Origin of the sequence: Flavobacterium sp. GSA192, from assembly GCF_006386525.1 — a bacterium.
Taxonomy (GTDB): Bacteria; Bacteroidota; Bacteroidia; order Flavobacteriales; family Flavobacteriaceae; genus Flavobacterium; species Flavobacterium commune.
In genome coordinates this window covers 306,528-324,055 of the sequence record NZ_VAHC01000006.1, presented here as the reverse complement: position 1 = coordinate 324,055, position 17,528 = coordinate 306,528, and the positions used below count along the sequence as shown (strand labels likewise).

Sequence of the window (17,528 nt, the reverse complement as noted above, 5' to 3'; positions counted from 1 at the left end):
ACTATAATTTATTAAAATTCTCTAAAATTCTCAGTTGCAATTCATTTCCTTTAGCAAACTGTTCTTGTAATTGTATTTTCAATCCTGCCATTTTATCTTCAAATAAAATACCATCGTCTTCTATTTCTTCTGTGCCCACATAGATGCCCGGTGTGAGTTTGTAGTCCTGTTTTTTTACTTGTTCTAGTGTTGCATTGTAACTATAGCCATCTGTATTTTCGTAAGTACCATCCACATTACGCCAAGCGTGGTAGGTTTCTGCAACTTTGTCAATATCTGCATCAGTAAAAACACGTAATTTTCTACTTTCCATAGTTCCCATTTTACTGGTGTCTATAAACAGGATTTCGTTTGTACGTTCACGGTGAATACCGTCTTTACCATCACGGTTTTTACTTAAAATGAAAATACAGGCAGGGATTCCTGTGGTTAAAAACAACTTATCAGGCAAACGGACAATACAGTCTATCATGTGGTTGTTCACCATAAATTCACGTACGTTTTTCTCGCCTTTGTTGTTAGAGGTCATGGCTCCGTTTGCCATTACGATCGAGGCTGTTCCTGTATCGCTGAGGTGACTCCAAAAGGTTTGCATCCACATGTAATTGGCACTTCCATCGGTTGTAAATTCTTCTTTTGGTCCAAAAAGGCGGGGATCGTTTTCAGGTAAATCTTCGGGATGCCATTGACTCACGTTAAAGGGCGGGTTCACGATGATAAAATCGGCTTTCAGCTCTGGGAATTTATCGTTGAGTAAAGAGTCGCCTAAACGCACATCAAAAGACAAATCGCGTAAGGCTAAGTTCATTTTACACAAACGCAAGGTACCATCGTAACGTTCCTGTCCGTAGATAGAAATGTTCTTTTTATCTCCTCCGTGTGATTCCAAAAACTTAAGAGACTGCACAAACATTCCTCCCGAACCGCAGGCTGCGTCAAATATTTTTCCCTGGTAGGGTTCGATCATTTCAACCATCAAGCGCACGATGCTTCCCGGTGTAAAGAACTGTCCTGCACCAGAACCTTCGGCAATGGCGAACTTGCCAATGTAGTATTCATATACACGTCCCAAAATATCGCTTTCGGGATTTTCTTTTTGAGAAAGTTTCGGGTTAGATAATAAGTTTATTAATCCGCCCACCTGTCTTGGAGATAATTGACTTTTTACAAAAAGGCGGGGTAAGATTCCTTTTAAATCTGGTCTAAATCCGGCTAATACTGAATCTAAAATATCAAATGCATCATCGATAATTACTTTGATATTATCTTGTTCCGCATTATCTTTTAGAAATTGCCATGAGGCTTCTTTTGGAATAATATAAATATTTTTAGAAACATATTCATCAGCATCTTCCAATACGTAATTGATTTCGTCTTGGTTTTGGGTGTAATAACTAGAGGATTTGTCCTGAATTAAATGGAGTAATTCTTCTTTTCGAATCTCATATCGCTCCGACATGTGCTTGAGGAAAATCAAAGGTAAAATATAGTCTTTGTATTGATTTTCAGCTACTGCTCCGCGTAATTCGTTTGCTGCTTTCCAAAGTTCTTGTTCGAAGTTTATATCGGCCTTGATAGGTGTTTTAGGCATTTTTTTAAAGTGAAGAATTAACGAATGATAATCGGCTAAGATATTAAATTTAGATTTAGTTGTCAGCTTTTTTGTGCTGATTAAACTAGGCAGTTTGATGAAAATTTTATCAATTGTGGTTAGGGGTTAAGGTTTGTCTTCATCGCTTGTCTTTTGATTCACTATTAAAAGCAATTAGATTAAACATACTCATCATTCTCGAACAAAGCCTATTACCATAATGATTTTCAATTTTTGAAGCAGAAAGATTAGTTGTTATGTGGGTAACCGAATTGTTTTTTTGATAAACGGTTTATACTGTTGGATTAAAATTTAAGCTATAATATTACAATCAGTCCTGAAGACAAAAATGTTTTATAATAGGAAAAACTATATTTTAAAAGCTTTTTGCATTAGTTCCTGTTCGCTTCTGGAAATTCCAATTTTGTCTGCAATGGTTTTCCATTGCGAAACGACAGTTTTTACTTCCTGGATAATAGTGTTTATTTGATTATTGTTTAGTCTAAAATATTCACCTATACTTTTGGCCAAATTGAAATCGAGGGCGTTGTTGTCCATATCGATATTTAGAGCTAAGCCGTCTTTGTCTATTGAAGGGTTGAGGTCGTAAGCAGGGGAGAGTATCCAACCGTCTTTGGTAAGTATGAATCCGTGATTACGCAAATGATCGTCGGTATTGGAAATAGCAATGTTAAAAATGATTCTGCGCCACAGTTGGTGTAGATTGGCTTCTACATTTGCCCCATAATTGCTAATGAACTCTGCCAAATCGAGATAGGATGCCGGGTTGTCGCGAATGGTATCTTCGTTATTTCCCGTCATGGTCATGGCCGATGCAAAATGAATGCGTTCGCCGTTTTCGCGGTCAAAGCGTTTGGTGAAAAAGGTGTTGTAATTGCCTATTATTTTTTGAATGCGGCTTTCGGCCATGGTTATACCGGCTTGCGTTGCCAATTGGTAAGCCAGAAATTCCCAAGCTGCTTTGTCGGTTGTATCGGTTTTGGAAGGGAATTTGGCTATCCAAAGACTTTTGTCGCTATCGAGTATGTTGGCTTTTGGTCTGGCACCACCTAATGAAGACCCCGGAGCCATCAAGACCGTCAACCATTTTTTCACCTCATCATTATCGTCATCGTTTTCAAAGCTGTTGGCAGCGTTTTGCAGTTCACGTACCGAAGACCAGGGTGGGGTTGGAGTGGTTTGATTATTGTCCAGAAAATCACCATCTGGGGCTGTCTTGAAGCGTAAAGCTCCCATACGGCTTTCGTCGTAAACGCCTAACAGGAAATCAATATCGTAGAGCGTTTTCGGTTTTTCGTTATTTTCTCTTGCTAATTGAGCTTCTCTTCGTTTCATTAAGGTACGTCCCCAGGTGTCGGGCATGCTGTCGAGAAAGATCCCGAAGTTTTCTTTTTGGTTGGGGTATTGAGGACCAGTATACAACTGGATATCGGGATCTAAAAGAAATTTATCTGCTGTTTTAAGCCACAGTTTATCGTACTCAAAACTAAAGGCTTTTTTGCCTTTGGCCTGATGTGCTGAGAGTATGCCGATTATTTGCGGTTCGGACATTCCCTGCCAGTGTGCGTAAACGTATATATCTGTTTTTAATGACATTTAGTTGAGTATTTTACCACCCCGCCCTATGGGCACCCCTCCAAAGGAGGGGAATATTCGTAGAGCTTAAAGTGGTTCGTTTTTATTTGAGTAGTTCAAGGTCTTGGAGTTTTCTTCCTAGCTCGTCATCTGCAGCTAGTTTTAGGAAGTCATCCTGTAGGCCTAAAACTCGAAGCACATTGAAGTAAGCTCCCATTGCAACACTGGGATTTCCTGTTTCAATTAGGTATAGGGTAGAACGTGCTATATCGGCACGTTCCGAAACTTGTACCGCTGTGAGCTTTCTTCTTTTACGGGCTAATTTGATGTTTTCTCCCATGTGTTCTAATATTTTATTATACTTGGGGAAAACGGTTTGTTTTTTGGTAGCCATGATAAAAATGTTTGTTATTCTATACAAAAGTATTCTATTTGTTTGAAATAACAAACGTTTTGTACAGTAGTACATATTTTTGTATGTCTGATTATTGTCGTTTATCGGTTGTTGAAGCGTCGAAGCTGATTAGATTAAATATCTACCTTAACTGTGAATGTACCTAGTTTCCATAGGAGGTCACCCGGGAAATCATTTCTTTTAAGACGAATCTTTTCAATGCTTTTGTTGAACCAAAAGACAGGAAATCCTCAGTAAAAATAGCGAACCCCTCTTGGCTTTTTTAATTTTAAAAATTACTTTGTTGTCAACGCTTTGCATAGTATTTGTGTAAATAATTTGTCGCAAAAACAGTAAATATTTGCGACAAAATAACACTATTTAAGTATTGGTAGTAAAATAGCTTTATTGCCGAAAGTTAATTGCTATTGCCGTTTGTCTATTATGTTTCTATCAAAAGCGATGAGGTTGCATATTTCTCTTAATCTGCTTCTCACTCTGTTGCCGTAATGGCTTTCTATTTCTGAAGCTGATAAGTTTGTAGTGATGTGGGTTTGTAGTTTTTTTGAAATAAAAAGATCATATCTTGATAATATAATTTCAGCCATTACATTGCATTCGTTACCGTAGTATTTTAGGTTGTTTTCTACTCCTAGATCATCGAAGCATATTGTTTTTGGTTGTGATTGATATAATTTTCCGATACTGTATTTGTGAATGATTTGGTAGCCGTCATGAATAAATTCAAAGTTGATATCTCGGCATGGTTTTACTAAAAATTTGTGTTCGATAGGAGTGAGGTGTTTCATTAGATTCATTATTGATGTTTTGCCACATCCAACTGGTCCAGAAAGCAGGATTCCTTTGTTGAGGTTAATCCCGTATTGAAAACAGCTTGGTTCATCTTTAAGAAAATAGGCTATGAGTTTGTGGATGATGGGGTAATCGGTTTCATGGATTTTGAAATGATTGCCGTAGAGTTCAATGCCTTTGTTTTCGAGCCAATTAATTACATCGGGATAAGAATATTTATTCATAATAATTGTTTTAATATTTTCTTTTTTTCTTGATAAAAAAAGAAACAAAAAAATCAAGTCTGCGCTCCCTCGTCGGTCAAATTAGTTTTCGAAGTCTAAAACAAAAAAACTCGCTACGCTCAAACAGTTTTTGTTTTTACGACTTCTTCAAACATTTGACACTCGACTGCGGGAGCTAAGGACACACTCGAATGCAACGTAAATGTCATTTCATATTACTTTTTTTAGAATAAAAGTTATACCTCGCAATGACAGCTACAAGGGTTCTGCATAATCTTTGTCTATTCCGGTGTTGAGGTGTTTGGCTCGGTCTATTGGTGTTGCAGCGGTGTTGTGATTGAAATTTATACTGTTTATTATCCAATTTTGTGCTGCTGCCTGCCAATCAACCATAGGGGTTTTACCACCGACTAACCAACCGATACTGGAGAAATAATTGAAGAACTTTTGGGCTTCGAGTTCCGGGAAGTTGTTTTCCTGGAAATAAGTTTTTATTTCATCTATTGTTGGATTGAGTTCCCTCGTCTCTCGACTGCGCTCGAGATGACGCGCTCGGGATGACAAATTGGAATTTTCAATTTCATTCTTTTGCTGACTTTTTTCAGTTTGTTTTTTATCGGTGTCGGCGAATGTTGAAAACATTTCTTTTTTCGCGGAACTTTTTTCTTTTTCTTTAACATTCCCGATTTTAAAAAGACCATCATCATTTTCAATTTTTTTTGCTTGCTCGCCTAAGTTTACAATCTTTAAAATCGTTTGAATTGTTTGGTATGTTTGTATTGTTTATATAAGATACTAAAGCTTGTTCAGTACCAGTTTCATCACTAGTACAAGACTTGTTTAGAGCTTGTTCACCGACTTGTTTAAAAAGAAGTTCATTATTTGGTTTTCTATCACTTCTTGGAATTGGTTTTAAATCTTCTGAAAAGTTGAATAAAATGACATGACTTCCTTTGAATGGATTGTAGGATGGTTCGTAATTTATGTAGCCCAAATTATGTAAGTTCTTCAGACATTTGTGATAGGTTGCTTTGGAACTGATTTTGCTTATTCGCATTACCTCATCCCTGGAAATACTAATTGGATTTTTGAAGCGGTTGCAATTCCAGAATTGGAAAAGAGCAATGTATAAGCTTATGTGAGTTGGATTGAGTGTTTTATCAATTGCTACTTTTTCGAAGAAACCAGTGAGGTGTTTGATGTAGTTCATTTTTACAGTTATGAGTTATAGGTTGTGGGTTGTGTGCTTCGACAAGCTCAGCATGACAGTAGTAATCATTTTTTGACACTATCTCACTAGCCACTTTGGATTGAATAAGGTAACGGTAGCATCAACTTTATTAGCTTCTAATAATTTATCTAAGTCTTCGCTAGAGTAGTACAGAATTCCTCCAATTTTAGTGTAGGTAATTGTTCCGTTGATTCGGAGGTTCTGTAAAGTACCTGGAGAGATGTTCAGCAGTTTGCGGACTTCATTGGATTTGAGCCATTGTTTTGTTTGCTCCGGTTTGGATTGCAGGATTTCTTTTAAGTCGTTTAATAAAAGACTTCTGAATTCATTTAAATCTTCGCGAGTGATAACTTCGATTGCCATAATAATGAGTTTTAATGTTCATGGCAAATAGAAATAATAATTGTTTGCTAAAACAGTTGTGGGGGTTGTACAACCCTCACCAAATAGTAGTAAAACTGCCTATTTGTATCAAAAAAGTTTTTTAATACTAGCTCAATAAATTGTATTTATATTGTTTTATGATTAGATTTGCTTTGTAAATAAATACAGAGGATTTATCCTCTTACGACATATTAGCGAAAGTTATTTCGAGCCACAGAAAACCGCCAAAAATTCTAAACAAGCTCTACAAATAAACTGTCGCCTACGCAATGCGTGGGCTCGGTTTATCGGAGCTGTGGGTGCTTGGCGGTACCTCTGTGGCTGGTGATCGATGTCCCACGCAGTTTGTTTATAGCTACTCCAGTTGGGACATGATTTTAAATTTTATACTTTAAAATTATGAATGCAGAACAGGAGGTTGTATCGCCAGAACTTCAAAATTTTATGAACGCACAAAAAATCCCAAGTGTGGCCGCTTTATTAGTTATTGATAATGAGCGCTTACTTGGGATGGAAGGTTTTGGATGGCGATTACTAAAGGAGGTACTAGGACTTAGAAAGATTCAATAATTCGATTATTTTTTCTCTTACTGCATTCCTTGTAGTTGTTTCTACATTGTAGTACTTCGAATTCAAACTATCTACTGAAATTGAATTGGTCATTTTTGTCTTAAAATGATCCGAAATGAATTTGAAGATAGCTCTTTGTGTAGGTGGCTGGATGATTCTCGATTGAATTAACAATCCAAAGAAATAACTCAGTTGCGGTACCGATAAGTCGGTATGGAATTTGGTTTTTGTTTCTGCATTTATAGGATTCGTTGTAGCATAAGATTCTAACATTCTTTTTTGATTTAGGTATTGGATTTCTTCCTCTAACCAACCCGAGATTTGTTTTTTAGCAGATGGTAGTTTTGTGTTCCATTTGTTATTTGCATACAATTGTTTCTGATTGGTGTTTTTAAGGTATTTGTATAAAATTTTGAATTTTTCCAGGTCAGTTTCTTGTCTCTCTAACTCTTTATTTATCTCATTAGTATAGTAGTCAAAGAAATCTAGTGCATTGAAATTAAATTCTAAGATTATTTCTTTTAAGCACTTTTTTGTTTTCTGCTTGTATTTGATTTGGCTATACAGCATTGGAATCAATTCGGAGGCATATAATAGTTCGTTATAAGTAATTTTTTGCTGAAGATCTAATTCCATAATTTTTGAAAAGCTTTGTAGAACGATTTCTATTACTTCCCAGGCTGAATTATTAATTTCTAGTTTCAGTTCGTTGTATTTTAGTTCTATTTCTGTTTTTGTATTTATGATTGTTTTAATTGCGGCTTGACCGTCTTTATCTAAGTATTTGAAGTATTCTTTTTCTAAAAAGCGTATTGTTTGTTCGACATAGCTATATATGATTTTAAGACAATCTTTATCTGAATAAGTTGTTGAATATTGGTAAAGTTCAATAGCATTTTTAGGATTTATTGTTTTAGTTAATTTAGCCGTTAAGCTTTCTAATGCCAATTGTTTTTTATGAATATAGGTTTCTATTTGTTCAATGGAGTATAGTCCAGAAATGATTTCTTTTATTCTTTTTTGTATTGTCTCTGTTTCCAGTTTTAAAATCAGACTATAATATAGAAAATAGAGTTGCTCTTTTTCGATTTCTTCTATTTTGATACTGGTTACGATATATACCTTAGGTATTTTGTTTTTATTATCCCAATAGCACTTCTTTTCCAACTCTTGAATATTAAGTTCTTGCTCGATTTGAGGTAATAAGAATTTGAATTCCTCTAGTGGATTGTTTTTTGATTCTTTAAGAATAGGAGTATGGGGATGAAAGCTATGTAGCGAACTTTCGATTTTATAATAGATTTTATTGGTCGCTTTTTTTAAGGAAATAGTATGGATGTAAAAGCTTTCTAGAGTTAAACTATTAATGAAATCAATGATTTCCGTTGTTGGTTTTTTTCTTGAATTTAGAATTTCACTAATAAGTGTGTCATAAATTTCTAATAGGTAATTGAACTTCATAAACGTAATAAACTATATTCTATTGGTATCAATATTTTTAAAGCTGGCTTTAAAAAGATACAATTGAATGAGTTCTATTTGAGATTCGGTTCAGTTATGAAGTTAAAAATAGATTTCAATAATCTGAAAATTTGAAGTCCTAAAATAGTCAATCAATTGTACTAAAAGCGATTGATTTTTATTCATTTTGGACAACTGTAATTTAATTTTAGGAGAAACAGTAGATTAGCTGCTACTTCGTTTTTTTCCTGTAATAAATCCGTGGTATTAAGTTGGAAGTATTTATTTTTTAAGGATATTTAATCATCCCTTATGTTTCCTATGTTATAAAGCGTCTTGCTGGTATGATTTTTCATGTCAATGCAAACTCTCACTATTAAATTGGTATTCCTTCGCTTAAAAAATGTAATTCTGTCATTGTTCCTTTTTTTTTTTGAAGCAGTTATTCCCAATTACCTTGAATAGCAATATTTAAACTATCGTTTTCTACTTCCATATCAATAGGGAATATAATTTTATATTCATCCATGTCAATATCACAACGTCCTAAACAACCTTCGGTTTCACTCCACAACTGCACATTGTAAGCTTTACCATACAACTGCATTCCTATAGATGGGAATACCTTAAAAGTGGCAGGCATAGTATAATCGCTTGGATAAAATCCAGTTTCTGTTAAAGGAATTTCTGAATTGCTTTTAAATACTTTAAAATAAAGTTTTTGAGCGGGTAGGCTAGTTCTCCCTTTAAAATCATTTAGTTTGATTGTTTTTAGGGTAAATGTATTATTGTCATTAGTACAACTCATCATAAAAATGATGAGTAGTGAAAAGATTATTTTTTTCATTGTAATTTATATTAAAATATTAACTATTCCGAATAAGCAATTTAACGTTGAGAGGAGAGTAATTCGAGTTCTGTTGTTTTGTTTTCTATTTCAGTAATTAAGTGATGTAATGTTTTTATAAAATCTGTTTTATCCCAGTTTCCGTGTTTTATTTTAATTTTTGTACTAAATGGTTTTTCGAAAAAATAATAGTAAAGTGAATCATAATCAGGATTAGTATTGTTTTTTATTAATTCGATTTGTTTTGAATAGAATGTAATTCTATAGTCAAAATAATCTGTTAAATTTTCTACCTGCTTTGATAGGCTTTGATTGTCTAAGTATTGCGTTAATAAAGCAATATAATCTTGCCATTGTAAATTGTATTTTGTTTTATTAATTTTTTGATAACATACAGCACAGTTGAAGAAAAGGATTTCAAAGTTACTTTGACTGTTTGTATTTTTATAAGGGATAAGTATTTTGGTATTATTAAAAGCTAGGCAAAAGGAAGATTGTGATATGTTTTTTTTGGAAAAAATAGGTTCTATGTTTATGTTTTTTGTTTGTTCGGCAGTCATGTGAATACTTTGTTTTATTTTTTTCGGACTAAAAACATAAGATTTGTATTCTTTGAAAAAGCTTGTAACAATTTCATCAAAAATTAAATACTGGTTCATTTTGTCAATAAAAAACCATTCCTTTTTTTCAATATAATTATCAGTGTTTACCGATTCTATTGTTACATATAATAATTCATAATTTTCAAATAAGAAAATAGTAATGCTTCCCCGATTATTTGAAGAAAACAAAATGATTGACTCATTAGATTCGTATTCAACCTTAAGGCTTTTATCGAGTTCAAGTAAACAAGAAATCAGAATTTTGAATTTTAATCCTATTTGTTGTTTTATTATTTTGGAGCTATATAGGACAAAACAAAGTATAGCCAGAAGAGCTATTGTATAAATTAGCCACATATTAAGTTTTAATTTTATAAATGATTAGAAAGGAGAAGGTTGGTTTTTTGTTATTGTTACAATAGTTCTATTAATGTATGGGAATAAAGCTATCATGGTAATTGTTAGTATTATAAGTACACTAATTATTTCATAATAATCTATTGCGTATCGAATATGATTTTGGGCATTTATAGAATTCACCAGCATTTTGTTAGCTGCTTTTTTTGCATAGGTTGTACTTGCTCCATGCTGCGTTAAAAGATTTTTATAATGTTCTATTTTTTGAAAACTTGTAGTATTGTCAAAAGATATTTTGTTTTGAAAAGTATTAAAGTGTTTACTTTTTGAATATAATTCAAAATAATTCATCAATCCAATACTAAAATAAAACCCCAAACATCGCATTAATAAGCAGATACCTGCTGATGTAGCGCTTAGCCTTTCAGGAACCGATGCTACCATAAAAATAATAGATGGGGTCATGAGCATACCCACACCTAATCCTTGAATAAGCAAAGGAATATAGAAATAGTTTTCATTAGCTTCTATAGTAAAGATAAAAATCATCCCTGCATAATAGATAAACAGAAGCATGAAACCATATATCCAAAGTAGGCGTATAGGACGATTTTGTAAAACAAATACTCCTGAAATTATTACACCTATAATGATTCCTAAAATATTAAAGAGTGTAATGTAGCCAATATGAATGGGGTCTAGTTTTAAAACATTTTGAAAATAAGTAGTGGTAATTGATAATGCAAAACGACAGAGATAAAAGATAATAATGATTAAAGCTCCCAGTTTGAAATTACGGTATTTAAATACTTCTAAGTTAAAGTAAGGTCGTTTTAAAGTTGATTGTCTGATGAAAAAAAGTGCGCCAGTGATTAGAATAGCCAACGTACTCCAACAAATACGAGGATCTTCTAACCAATAATACTCTTGTCCATATACCATGATATATCCCGTCAAGGTAAGTGAAATAGCGTACAATAAAAAGCTTGACCAGTCTAATTGGTATAAAGGGAATTTAACATCTAATCTAACATTATTCATGAACAACAATAAAAAAAGTAGACTAGGTAAGTAAGAGAACATGGCGCACTTATAAAGGAAATTAAAATTAAACGAATCAATTATTTCGGCTGTAATAAAATTATTGAATGGAATCATACATGCAAGCATTCCAAAGAAAATAGAATAACCAATTACCCTGGCTCTTTGGGTTCTTAATCTAGAATAAATCATTGATAAAGATAAATTTACTGTCATAGTAAAAGCCATTCCCTGAATGAATCTAAAAGGGAAAAGGATACTGTTTTCCTGTGTAGTGTAACACACATAAGAACTTAAAATTTGTATAAGTGTAATAATTATAAAATATTCTTTGGCTGCTAAAAATCTAAAAAAACGTCTTTCGAGAGAAAAGAAAGATACATATCCAGCATAAAATAATACTACTGAAAAATAGACATCATAAGTTTCAATTCCTGTGTTTCCAGCTGCTGCATTGATATTTGCTATGGGTAAAAAGAATAATACTAAACTAGGTAATAGTACTATAAACAAGGTTACTTTTACCAGCCATTCAGGAACCCATGATTTGAATAAGAAACTTTTTGGAAGCATTTTGTTATTGGTTTTTAGCTATAGTAACATTAACATTCATTCCTGCTTTGAGTAAGATTGATTCACTTTTAGGATTCGTTACTCGTATTCTGACTGGAACACGTTGTACAATTTTGACATAATTTCCTGTTGAATTATCAGGAGGAAGTAATGAGAAACTGGATCCAGTAGCAGGAGAAAATGATATTATTACTCCTTTGAAAATTTTATCAGGGTAGGAATCAGCTGTAAAAGTTGCTGTGTCTCCTAATTTCATAGTTTCGATTTGAGTTTCTTTATAATTAGCAACGACCCATTTGTCCGTTTCGCCATTTACGATATAAGCTAAAACCTGTCCAGGATCAATCATTTGTCCCACTTCTATAGTTCTTCTTCCCATGTAACCATCATAAGATGCGATTACAGCTGTATAAGTTACATCTAGTTTATGACGGTCTAATAGTGATTCTAATCTTTTAATTTCGGCTTCGACTACTGCTTCTTGTGCTTTTGCATCATTTACTTCAGATAATGAGGCTTGGTATTTTTCAGTTGAAGATGAAAGTTCAGCTCCAGCAATGTCATAGTTAGCTTGTACAGCTTCTAATTTTTGTTGGGTTGCTGATTCTGTTTCCACTAATTTTTTATAACGATTCAGTTCCAGTTTTTGTTTCACTAGTTCGGCTTTGTTAACTTCAATTTTTGAGTGATAAACCTGGGTAGTTTTAGTTAGGGTTTGTACTTTGCTTTTCCAAACTAAGAGTTGGGCTTTTGCATTCATTAAAGCTGCTTCAGTTTGGTTTTGTTGTATAGTGTATTCTCTTTGATCAATTAAAATAAGTGTATCTCCTTTTTTACCGCTTGGTTTTCTTCAAATTTAACTGCGGTTATAAATCCTCCAGCTCTTGCTATTACTGGATTTATATATTCTTGTACTTGAGCATCATTCGTATATTCATTGTGATAGATATCCCATAAAGTGATGATTCCCCAAATGATTAAGACAACAGCAATAATTCCTGCAATCCAAGCCGTAATTTTGGTAATTAATTTATCGGTAACTGTGTATTGATTTCTATTTCTCATTTTTTAAAGTGTTCCTAAGACATTTTGAAGTTGGTAGTATTGAATTTGTGCTTCGATTCTAGATGAAGCATATTTGAATTGACTTTCTAATAATTGAATATCGGCATCTAATAAATCAGTTATAAGTGCAGATTGATTGAAATAGTTTTGTTTTACAATCCGAGCATTTTCTGCTGATTGATCGATATCTTTTTTATTTACATCAATCCGAATTAGAGCTTCTTTGAATCGCTGGTAATTTTGAAAAACTTGTTCTCTCATTTTATCATCGGTATGATGATGTTCTACTTCTTCTTTTTCGAGATTCATTTTGGCAATTCGCTCTTTTGGTTTATTGATATAAAGCTCAGAAAGTGGAATAGAGGCTCTTACTCCGAAAATTCCCAATGTATAATTGCTTGGTGAATAAGGGAATAAAAATATCTGAGGATTAGCAATAAAAAATTCACCATATAAACCTACTTTGGGTTTTACATTGGCTTTAATGCTCTTAAGATCTAATTTTTTTATCTCTACATTTTTTTCAGAAATATGGTATTCGTAAGCATTTTTCTCCGCTATTTTGAGGCATTCTTCATATGATTTAAGTTCATTTAGTTCAGGATTAATTTCATTTAAGGGATTGATTAATTGTTCATCGGGTAAGCCAATAATAATATTGAGTTTTTGATTGGCTATAATAATGTCATTTTCAATCTTGACCAGCATCATCTTTTGGTTGGATAATTTTAGTTCCACTCTTAAAAGATCACTTTTTAAAACAGTACCGTGTTTATAGAGTTCTTTAATTTCGTTTAACTGTTTTTCTTGATTAGCAATATCTTTAATCATTAAATCCTTAAAAATAATACTACGTTGTAGGTCCAAATAATAAGTAGCTGTTTGTAACTTAATTTCTGAAACAGTTAAGTTTCTTTGTATTTGAGCCATTTCAAAGGCGACTTTATTTTTGTCAATTTTTAAATTTAATTTGTTTCCATTATAGATATTAAAGTAATAATCGGTACCTAATTTGTATAATAAATGAATCACTTCATGTTGAGTAGGTTTATTAAAAAGACCTTTTTCATATACCGGAATATTAGTAGCATATTCATAATTTCCTTTTAATACAATTTCCGGAAATCGTTCGTGTTTACTTTCGGCTATTTCTTCTTTGCTAACTTCAACTTCAAGATTATTTATGTTAATTTCTTTACTGTATTCTAACGCTTTATTCCAGGTTTGATTTAACGTGAGTGTTGGCTTTTTTTGAGTTGTATTTGTTGGGCTTTGTGCCCATAAAAAAGATGAATTTTGTACTACTAGATACAATAAAAAGTATTTTTTGACGTGATTAAACATTTGCATTTAAATTTTATAATGCAAATATAAATTCGATAAGAGGTCAACTATTTGCGTAAAACAGCCTATTGTTTTATGATTTCAGCCAATCGCTACAATTGGTTAGTTTTAGATATAAAGTTGTTTTAGTTTTGCTTAAAAATAGAGTCAAAATATATTATTTGATAGCAAAAAATATGTTTCGTATCTTTATATAATATCCTTTATTATAACTATTTACCATGAGTTTAATAGCCTCTTTACCCGAAATTGACACCTTATCTTCTTCTGTTTTTGTAAAATATGAAAGGTTTGAAAAATTCATTCCATATCATAGCCACACTAAAGGTCAACTATCGTATGTTGAAGGTGGTTTAGCTTATCTACAGGTAAATAATAAAAAATATGTTATTCCTGCAAAACATTATTTTTGGGTTCCACAGGGATTAACACATGTTCTTAAAATTGGTCATTCCGGGACTGTTTTACGCTCACTCTTTTTTTATACACATGATGATGATAGTCATCCCTTTTATTCAGAAGTAGGGATTTATCCCATTAACGATTTACTATTGGAAATGATTAAATATTCGGAAAGTTGGTATGGGCATATTAATCCGGGTGAAGATCAATTTTTGTTTTTATCAGTGATTAAAAATATTTTGCCAGAAATTAGTAATAAGCGATTGCCAATTGCTTTGCCTTTCTCTGAAAATGAAAGAATAAAACCAATATTAGATTATCTCTTAATTAATATATCAGATAGTCACTCCTTACAAAGTATAGGATATGAATTTGGTATTAGCGAAAGAAGTTTGTCGCGTTTATTTCAACAAACATTAGCGACCTCATTTTTACAATATCTTAAGTTATTACGAATTATTAAATCTATTGAGTTAATGCTGCAAACGGATTTATCTATTAATGAAATTGCTTATGAAGTTGGTTATGGAAGTTTATCGGCCTTTAGTGATGTATTTATGCAGCTTACTAATTCCAGGCCTTCAGATTTTAAAAAGAATTTTTAAAACGATTTCAATATAGAAAATATGAAAACGATAGTTATAAAGAGGGTTTACGATTGCAAAAAGAGCGACGGAACTTATCGCATATTGATCGATCGATTATGGCCTCGTGGAATAAAGAAAGCAGATTTACAAATTGACGAATGGAATAAAGAAATAGCTCCTTCACCTGAATTAAGAAAATGGTTTGATCACAAAGAAGCAAATTTTGAAGAATTTACTAAACAATATATTCAGGAATTGAATATTAAAAAAGAGGAAGTACAGCGATTAGGAAATATAGCGCAAAAAATATCTTTGTCATTATTATACGGAGCAAAGCATCCGAAAATTAATCATGCCATAATTTTGCAAAATTATTTATTAAAAATATACGGTTAAAAAAAGATTGATGAATCTCTGTGTCTAGAATCCCACTCATTTTGAAACAAATAAAAATAAAATATGTCTTTCAGTTGTAGAAAACAACATCAATCATTCTATTGAAGCTTATGTGCATGAATATCCTAATTTGATGTTCTTATTGAGAGATAAATTTCTTTTGGATGATTTTGGTGAATGTGGCGGAGTAGGAAGGTGTGCTACCTGTATTATTGAAATAAAGGGAGTTAAAGGAGATTCGATTATAAAAGAAAGAAATGAACATACTACATTATCCAAGATGGGATATATAGATACTACTATTCGTCTTTCTTGTCAATTATATGTTAATAATGATATAGATGGATCTCAAATTGAAATATTTGATTTGTAAATAAACATAATGAAAGCAAGCATCTTTAGTACAATAGAAAGGATAATTGAAACACCTTATGTAGAAACTCCATTAGATATGGGTTCGGTTTGTTTTGAAAGTGATGATGAATTAAGAGCTGAATTTCTACTACAGTTTACTGCTTATGATGTAGTAAATTATGTTTATGGCGTGGTATATCAATTGTATTGGAAAGAAATTACTAAAATAGAATCGATTTCTATTTTGAAAATTCCATACCCTGTAGATGCTACTTTTTTCTGGCAATACAGTTCAATTGGAAAAAAAATACGTAGTGAGAACCCTATCCAAGAAATGGAGTTTATTTCGGTACACGAATTAAATTGGGAAAGTGTCTAAAATTATAAATAATGATTAAACACTTCAACTTTTATGGTTTTGTGATTCAAATCATAAAAAGAATTACGCCTCAAAGTTAGTTTTATGAAAATTTAAATATAATATTATGAATACAAATCAAAAGGCTTTAATTAAAGCTACCATTCCTATTTTACAATCATCAGGTCAAGTCTTAACGGATTATTTTTATAAAAGAATGTTTGAACACAATCCAGAGTTAAGATCAGTTTTTAACATGGGAAATCAAGCCAATGGGAAACAAAAGCAAGCTTTAGCGGGAGCAGTTTTGGCTTATGCAGAACATATTGATAATCCATCCGTGTTGATTGATGTTTTAAAAGGGATAGGTAATAAACATGTTAGTTTGAATATTCAAGCTCAAGATTATACTATTGTAGGAACACATCTTATTGCTTCTATAAAAGAAGTTTTGGGAGAAGAAATTGCTACCCCAGAATTGCTTGATGCATGGACGCTAGCTTATAATGAACTGGCAGAAATAATGATTGGTATCGAGGCTGATTTTTATCTTAACAATGAAAATAAAACTGGTGGATGGAAAGGCTGGAGAAATTTTACCATTAAAGCGATTGTAGTGGAATCTAAAGAAATTAAATCATTTTATTTATTTCCTACTGATGGAAAAGAAATTGCAACATACACAGCCGGTCAATATTTAAGTGTACAAGTATTTGTAGAACAATTGGGATTATTACAGCCAAGACAATACAGTCTTTCCAGTGCTTATAATTCCAGATATTATAGAATTTCGGTTAAAAAAGAAACTGCTTTGGAAATACATCCTGAAGGAATGGTTTCGAATACCTTACATAAGATGAAAGTAGGGAATACCGTGAATGTTTCAGCACCTGCAGGAAATTTTTCTTTGCAAACTGTTGACACACCAATTATTTTAATAAGTGGAGGAGTAGGAGCTACTCCTTTATTAAGTATGTTAGAGACTAATCAAAAAACAAATAAAAATAAAACGGTTTGGATTCACGGTTGCCGGAATGCTTCAGTTCACGCTTTTAAAGAGGTAATTGATAGTATGGAGCAAGAATCAGATTGGTTAGAAACTTTTTTGTTTAATGAAGATATGGAACAAAACATAGAAGAAGGCATTATCCAGGGAAGAGTTGATTTAGAAAAATGTAAAGAAGCTATTTTACTTAAAAATGCACACTATTATTTGTGTGGTCCAGCTCCATTTATCAAAGCTCATTATGAATCATTAGTTGGTTTTAATATTGATAAATCCAATATTTTTTATGAAGAATTTGGGCCACAATCGGTTCATTTGAATTAAAAAAATTA

At 32.4% G+C, this 17,528-nt stretch carries 20 protein-coding genes; 6 read left to right on the top strand and 14 right to left on the bottom strand.

Annotation, left to right across the window (positions count from 1 at the left end):
* Window position 1: 1 nt before the first annotated feature.
* The 7 genes from FDM27_RS13940 to FDM27_RS13910 all read right to left on the bottom strand — a co-directional run bounded on the left by FDM27_RS13940 (window position 2) and on the right by FDM27_RS13910 (window position 6,212).
* Window positions 2-1,591: a type I restriction-modification system subunit M gene (locus tag FDM27_RS13940; RefSeq protein ID WP_140487380.1), complete on the bottom strand. Its 1,590-nt coding sequence runs from the start codon at window positions 1,589-1,591 to the stop codon at window positions 2-4.
* A gap of 369 nt (window positions 1,592-1,960) precedes the next feature.
* Window positions 1,961-3,208, bottom strand: coding sequence for a type II toxin-antitoxin system HipA family toxin (locus tag FDM27_RS13930; protein ID WP_140487378.1), 1,248 nt, complete (start codon window positions 3,206-3,208; stop codon window positions 1,961-1,963).
* An 82-nt stretch (window positions 3,209-3,290) separates the two neighbouring features.
* Window positions 3,291-3,608 carry a helix-turn-helix domain-containing protein gene (locus tag FDM27_RS13925; RefSeq protein ID WP_255510551.1) on the bottom strand — a complete coding sequence of 106 codons (318 nt, stop codon included), beginning with the start codon at window positions 3,606-3,608 and terminating at the stop codon, window positions 3,291-3,293.
* Between the two features lie 398 nt (window positions 3,609-4,006).
* The gene (locus FDM27_RS13920) at window positions 4,007-4,618 is read right to left on the bottom strand and encodes an ATPase (protein ID WP_255510550.1); all 612 of its coding nucleotides are present in this window, start codon (window positions 4,616-4,618) and stop codon (window positions 4,007-4,009) included.
* Between the two features lie 255 nt (window positions 4,619-4,873).
* Window positions 4,874-5,260, bottom strand: a complete 387-nt coding sequence (locus FDM27_RS16250) for a hypothetical protein (RefSeq protein ID WP_255510549.1) — start codon at window positions 5,258-5,260, stop codon at window positions 4,874-4,876.
* Between the two features lie 67 nt (window positions 5,261-5,327).
* A complete protein-coding gene (locus FDM27_RS16245) occupies window positions 5,328-5,828 on the bottom strand; it encodes a hypothetical protein (RefSeq protein WP_255510548.1) in 501 nt (166 codons plus the stop codon).
* 78 nt (window positions 5,829-5,906) lie between these two features.
* A complete protein-coding gene (locus tag FDM27_RS13910) occupies window positions 5,907-6,212 on the bottom strand; it encodes a helix-turn-helix domain-containing protein (RefSeq protein ID WP_140487376.1) in 306 nt (101 codons plus the stop codon).
* A gap of 420 nt (window positions 6,213-6,632) precedes the next feature.
* On the opposite strand from FDM27_RS13910, the gene FDM27_RS16115 reads away from it, so the two are divergent.
* Window positions 6,633-6,803: a hypothetical protein gene (locus tag FDM27_RS16115; protein ID WP_181161677.1), complete on the top strand. Its 171-nt coding sequence runs from the start codon at window positions 6,633-6,635 to the stop codon at window positions 6,801-6,803.
* Here the strand turns inward: FDM27_RS16115 and FDM27_RS13905 are convergent.
* From FDM27_RS13905 to FDM27_RS13880, 7 genes are all read right to left on the bottom strand, one after another.
* On the bottom strand, window positions 6,780-8,264 hold the full coding sequence (locus FDM27_RS13905) for a hypothetical protein (protein WP_140487374.1): 1,485 nt from the start codon (window positions 8,262-8,264) through the stop codon (window positions 6,780-6,782). The two genes, FDM27_RS16115 and FDM27_RS13905, sit on opposite strands and share 24 nt — an antisense overlap.
* A gap of 442 nt (window positions 8,265-8,706) precedes the next feature.
* On the bottom strand, window positions 8,707-9,111 hold the full coding sequence (locus FDM27_RS13900) for a hypothetical protein (RefSeq protein WP_140487372.1): 405 nt from the start codon (window positions 9,109-9,111) through the stop codon (window positions 8,707-8,709).
* 41 nt (window positions 9,112-9,152) lie between these two features.
* Entirely contained in the window at window positions 9,153-9,770 is a 618-nt protein-coding gene (locus FDM27_RS13895; RefSeq protein WP_181161676.1) for a hypothetical protein, read from the bottom strand.
* A gap of 324 nt (window positions 9,771-10,094) precedes the next feature.
* The gene (locus FDM27_RS13890) at window positions 10,095-11,684 is read right to left on the bottom strand and encodes an MFS transporter (protein ID WP_140487369.1); all 1,590 of its coding nucleotides are present in this window, start codon (window positions 11,682-11,684) and stop codon (window positions 10,095-10,097) included.
* Window positions 11,685-11,688: 4 nt separating this feature from the next.
* Entirely contained in the window at window positions 11,689-12,444 is a 756-nt protein-coding gene (locus FDM27_RS13885) for an HlyD family secretion protein (protein WP_255510547.1), read from the bottom strand.
* A 50-nt stretch (window positions 12,445-12,494) separates the two neighbouring features.
* Window positions 12,495-12,749, bottom strand: a complete 255-nt coding sequence (locus FDM27_RS16240) for a hypothetical protein (RefSeq protein WP_255510546.1) — start codon at window positions 12,747-12,749, stop codon at window positions 12,495-12,497.
* Between the two features lie 3 nt (window positions 12,750-12,752).
* Window positions 12,753-14,063 (bottom strand): TolC family protein, encoded by a 1,311-nt coding sequence (locus FDM27_RS13880; RefSeq protein WP_219846421.1) that lies wholly within the window; start codon window positions 14,061-14,063, stop codon window positions 12,753-12,755.
* A 251-nt stretch (window positions 14,064-14,314) separates the two neighbouring features.
* Between FDM27_RS13880 and FDM27_RS13875 the strand changes: the two genes are divergently transcribed.
* The 5 genes from FDM27_RS13875 to hmpA all read left to right on the top strand — a co-directional run bounded on the left by FDM27_RS13875 (window position 14,315) and on the right by hmpA (window position 17,520).
* Window positions 14,315-15,100 (top strand): AraC family transcriptional regulator, encoded by a 786-nt coding sequence (locus FDM27_RS13875; protein WP_140487366.1) that lies wholly within the window; start codon window positions 14,315-14,317, stop codon window positions 15,098-15,100.
* A 21-nt stretch (window positions 15,101-15,121) separates the two neighbouring features.
* Window positions 15,122-15,478 carry a DUF488 domain-containing protein gene (locus FDM27_RS13870; RefSeq protein WP_140487364.1) on the top strand — a complete coding sequence of 119 codons (357 nt, stop codon included), beginning with the start codon at window positions 15,122-15,124 and terminating at the stop codon, window positions 15,476-15,478.
* A gap of 142 nt (window positions 15,479-15,620) precedes the next feature.
* Window positions 15,621-15,851, top strand: a complete 231-nt coding sequence (locus tag FDM27_RS13865; RefSeq protein ID WP_181161675.1) for a 2Fe-2S iron-sulfur cluster-binding protein — start codon at window positions 15,621-15,623, stop codon at window positions 15,849-15,851.
* Window positions 15,852-15,860: 9 nt separating this feature from the next.
* On the top strand, window positions 15,861-16,211 hold the full coding sequence (locus FDM27_RS13860; protein WP_140487360.1) for a hypothetical protein: 351 nt from the start codon (window positions 15,861-15,863) through the stop codon (window positions 16,209-16,211).
* A 106-nt stretch (window positions 16,212-16,317) separates the two neighbouring features.
* Window positions 16,318-17,520: an NO-inducible flavohemoprotein gene (gene hmpA, locus FDM27_RS13855; protein WP_140487359.1), complete on the top strand. Its 1,203-nt coding sequence runs from the start codon at window positions 16,318-16,320 to the stop codon at window positions 17,518-17,520.
* Window positions 17,521-17,528 lie beyond the last annotated feature (8 nt).

Bases quoted from the DNA above. Each gene is read 5' to 3' on its own strand.
- FDM27_RS13940 (WP_140487380.1), bottom strand. From the start codon at position 1,591: ATGCCTAAAACACCTATCAAGGCCGATATAAACTTCGAACAAGAACTT.
- FDM27_RS13930 (WP_140487378.1), bottom strand. From the start codon at position 3,208: ATGTCATTAAAAACAGATATATACGTTTACGCACACTGGCAGGGAATG.
- FDM27_RS13920 (WP_255510550.1), bottom strand. From the start codon at position 4,618: ATGAATAAATATTCTTATCCCGATGTAATTAATTGGCTCGAAAACAAA.
- FDM27_RS16250 (WP_255510549.1), bottom strand. From the start codon at position 5,260: ATGTTTTCAACATTCGCCGACACCGATAAAAAACAAACTGAAAAAAGT.
- FDM27_RS16245 (WP_255510548.1), bottom strand. From the start codon at position 5,828: ATGAACTACATCAAACACCTCACTGGTTTCTTCGAAAAAGTAGCAATT.
- FDM27_RS13910 (WP_140487376.1), bottom strand. From the start codon at position 6,212: ATGGCAATCGAAGTTATCACTCGCGAAGATTTAAATGAATTCAGAAGT.
- FDM27_RS16115 (WP_181161677.1), top strand. From the start codon at position 6,633: ATGAATGCAGAACAGGAGGTTGTATCGCCAGAACTTCAAAATTTTATG.
- FDM27_RS13905 (WP_140487374.1), bottom strand. From the start codon at position 8,264: ATGAAGTTCAATTACCTATTAGAAATTTATGACACACTTATTAGTGAA.
- FDM27_RS13900 (WP_140487372.1), bottom strand. From the start codon at position 9,111: ATGAAAAAAATAATCTTTTCACTACTCATCATTTTTATGATGAGTTGT.
- FDM27_RS13895 (WP_181161676.1), bottom strand. From the start codon at position 9,770: ATGAACCAGTATTTAATTTTTGATGAAATTGTTACAAGCTTTTTCAAA.
- FDM27_RS13890 (WP_140487369.1), bottom strand. From the start codon at position 11,684: ATGCTTCCAAAAAGTTTCTTATTCAAATCATGGGTTCCTGAATGGCTG.
- FDM27_RS13885 (WP_255510547.1), bottom strand. From the start codon at position 12,444: ATGAATGCAAAAGCCCAACTCTTAGTTTGGAAAAGCAAAGTACAAACC.
- FDM27_RS16240 (WP_255510546.1), bottom strand. From the start codon at position 12,749: ATGAGAAATAGAAATCAATACACAGTTACCGATAAATTAATTACCAAA.
- FDM27_RS13875 (WP_140487366.1), top strand. From the start codon at position 14,315: ATGAGTTTAATAGCCTCTTTACCCGAAATTGACACCTTATCTTCTTCT.
- FDM27_RS13870 (WP_140487364.1), top strand. From the start codon at position 15,122: ATGAAAACGATAGTTATAAAGAGGGTTTACGATTGCAAAAAGAGCGAC.
- FDM27_RS13860 (WP_140487360.1), top strand. From the start codon at position 15,861: ATGAAAGCAAGCATCTTTAGTACAATAGAAAGGATAATTGAAACACCT.
- hmpA (WP_140487359.1), top strand. From the start codon at position 16,318: ATGAATACAAATCAAAAGGCTTTAATTAAAGCTACCATTCCTATTTTA.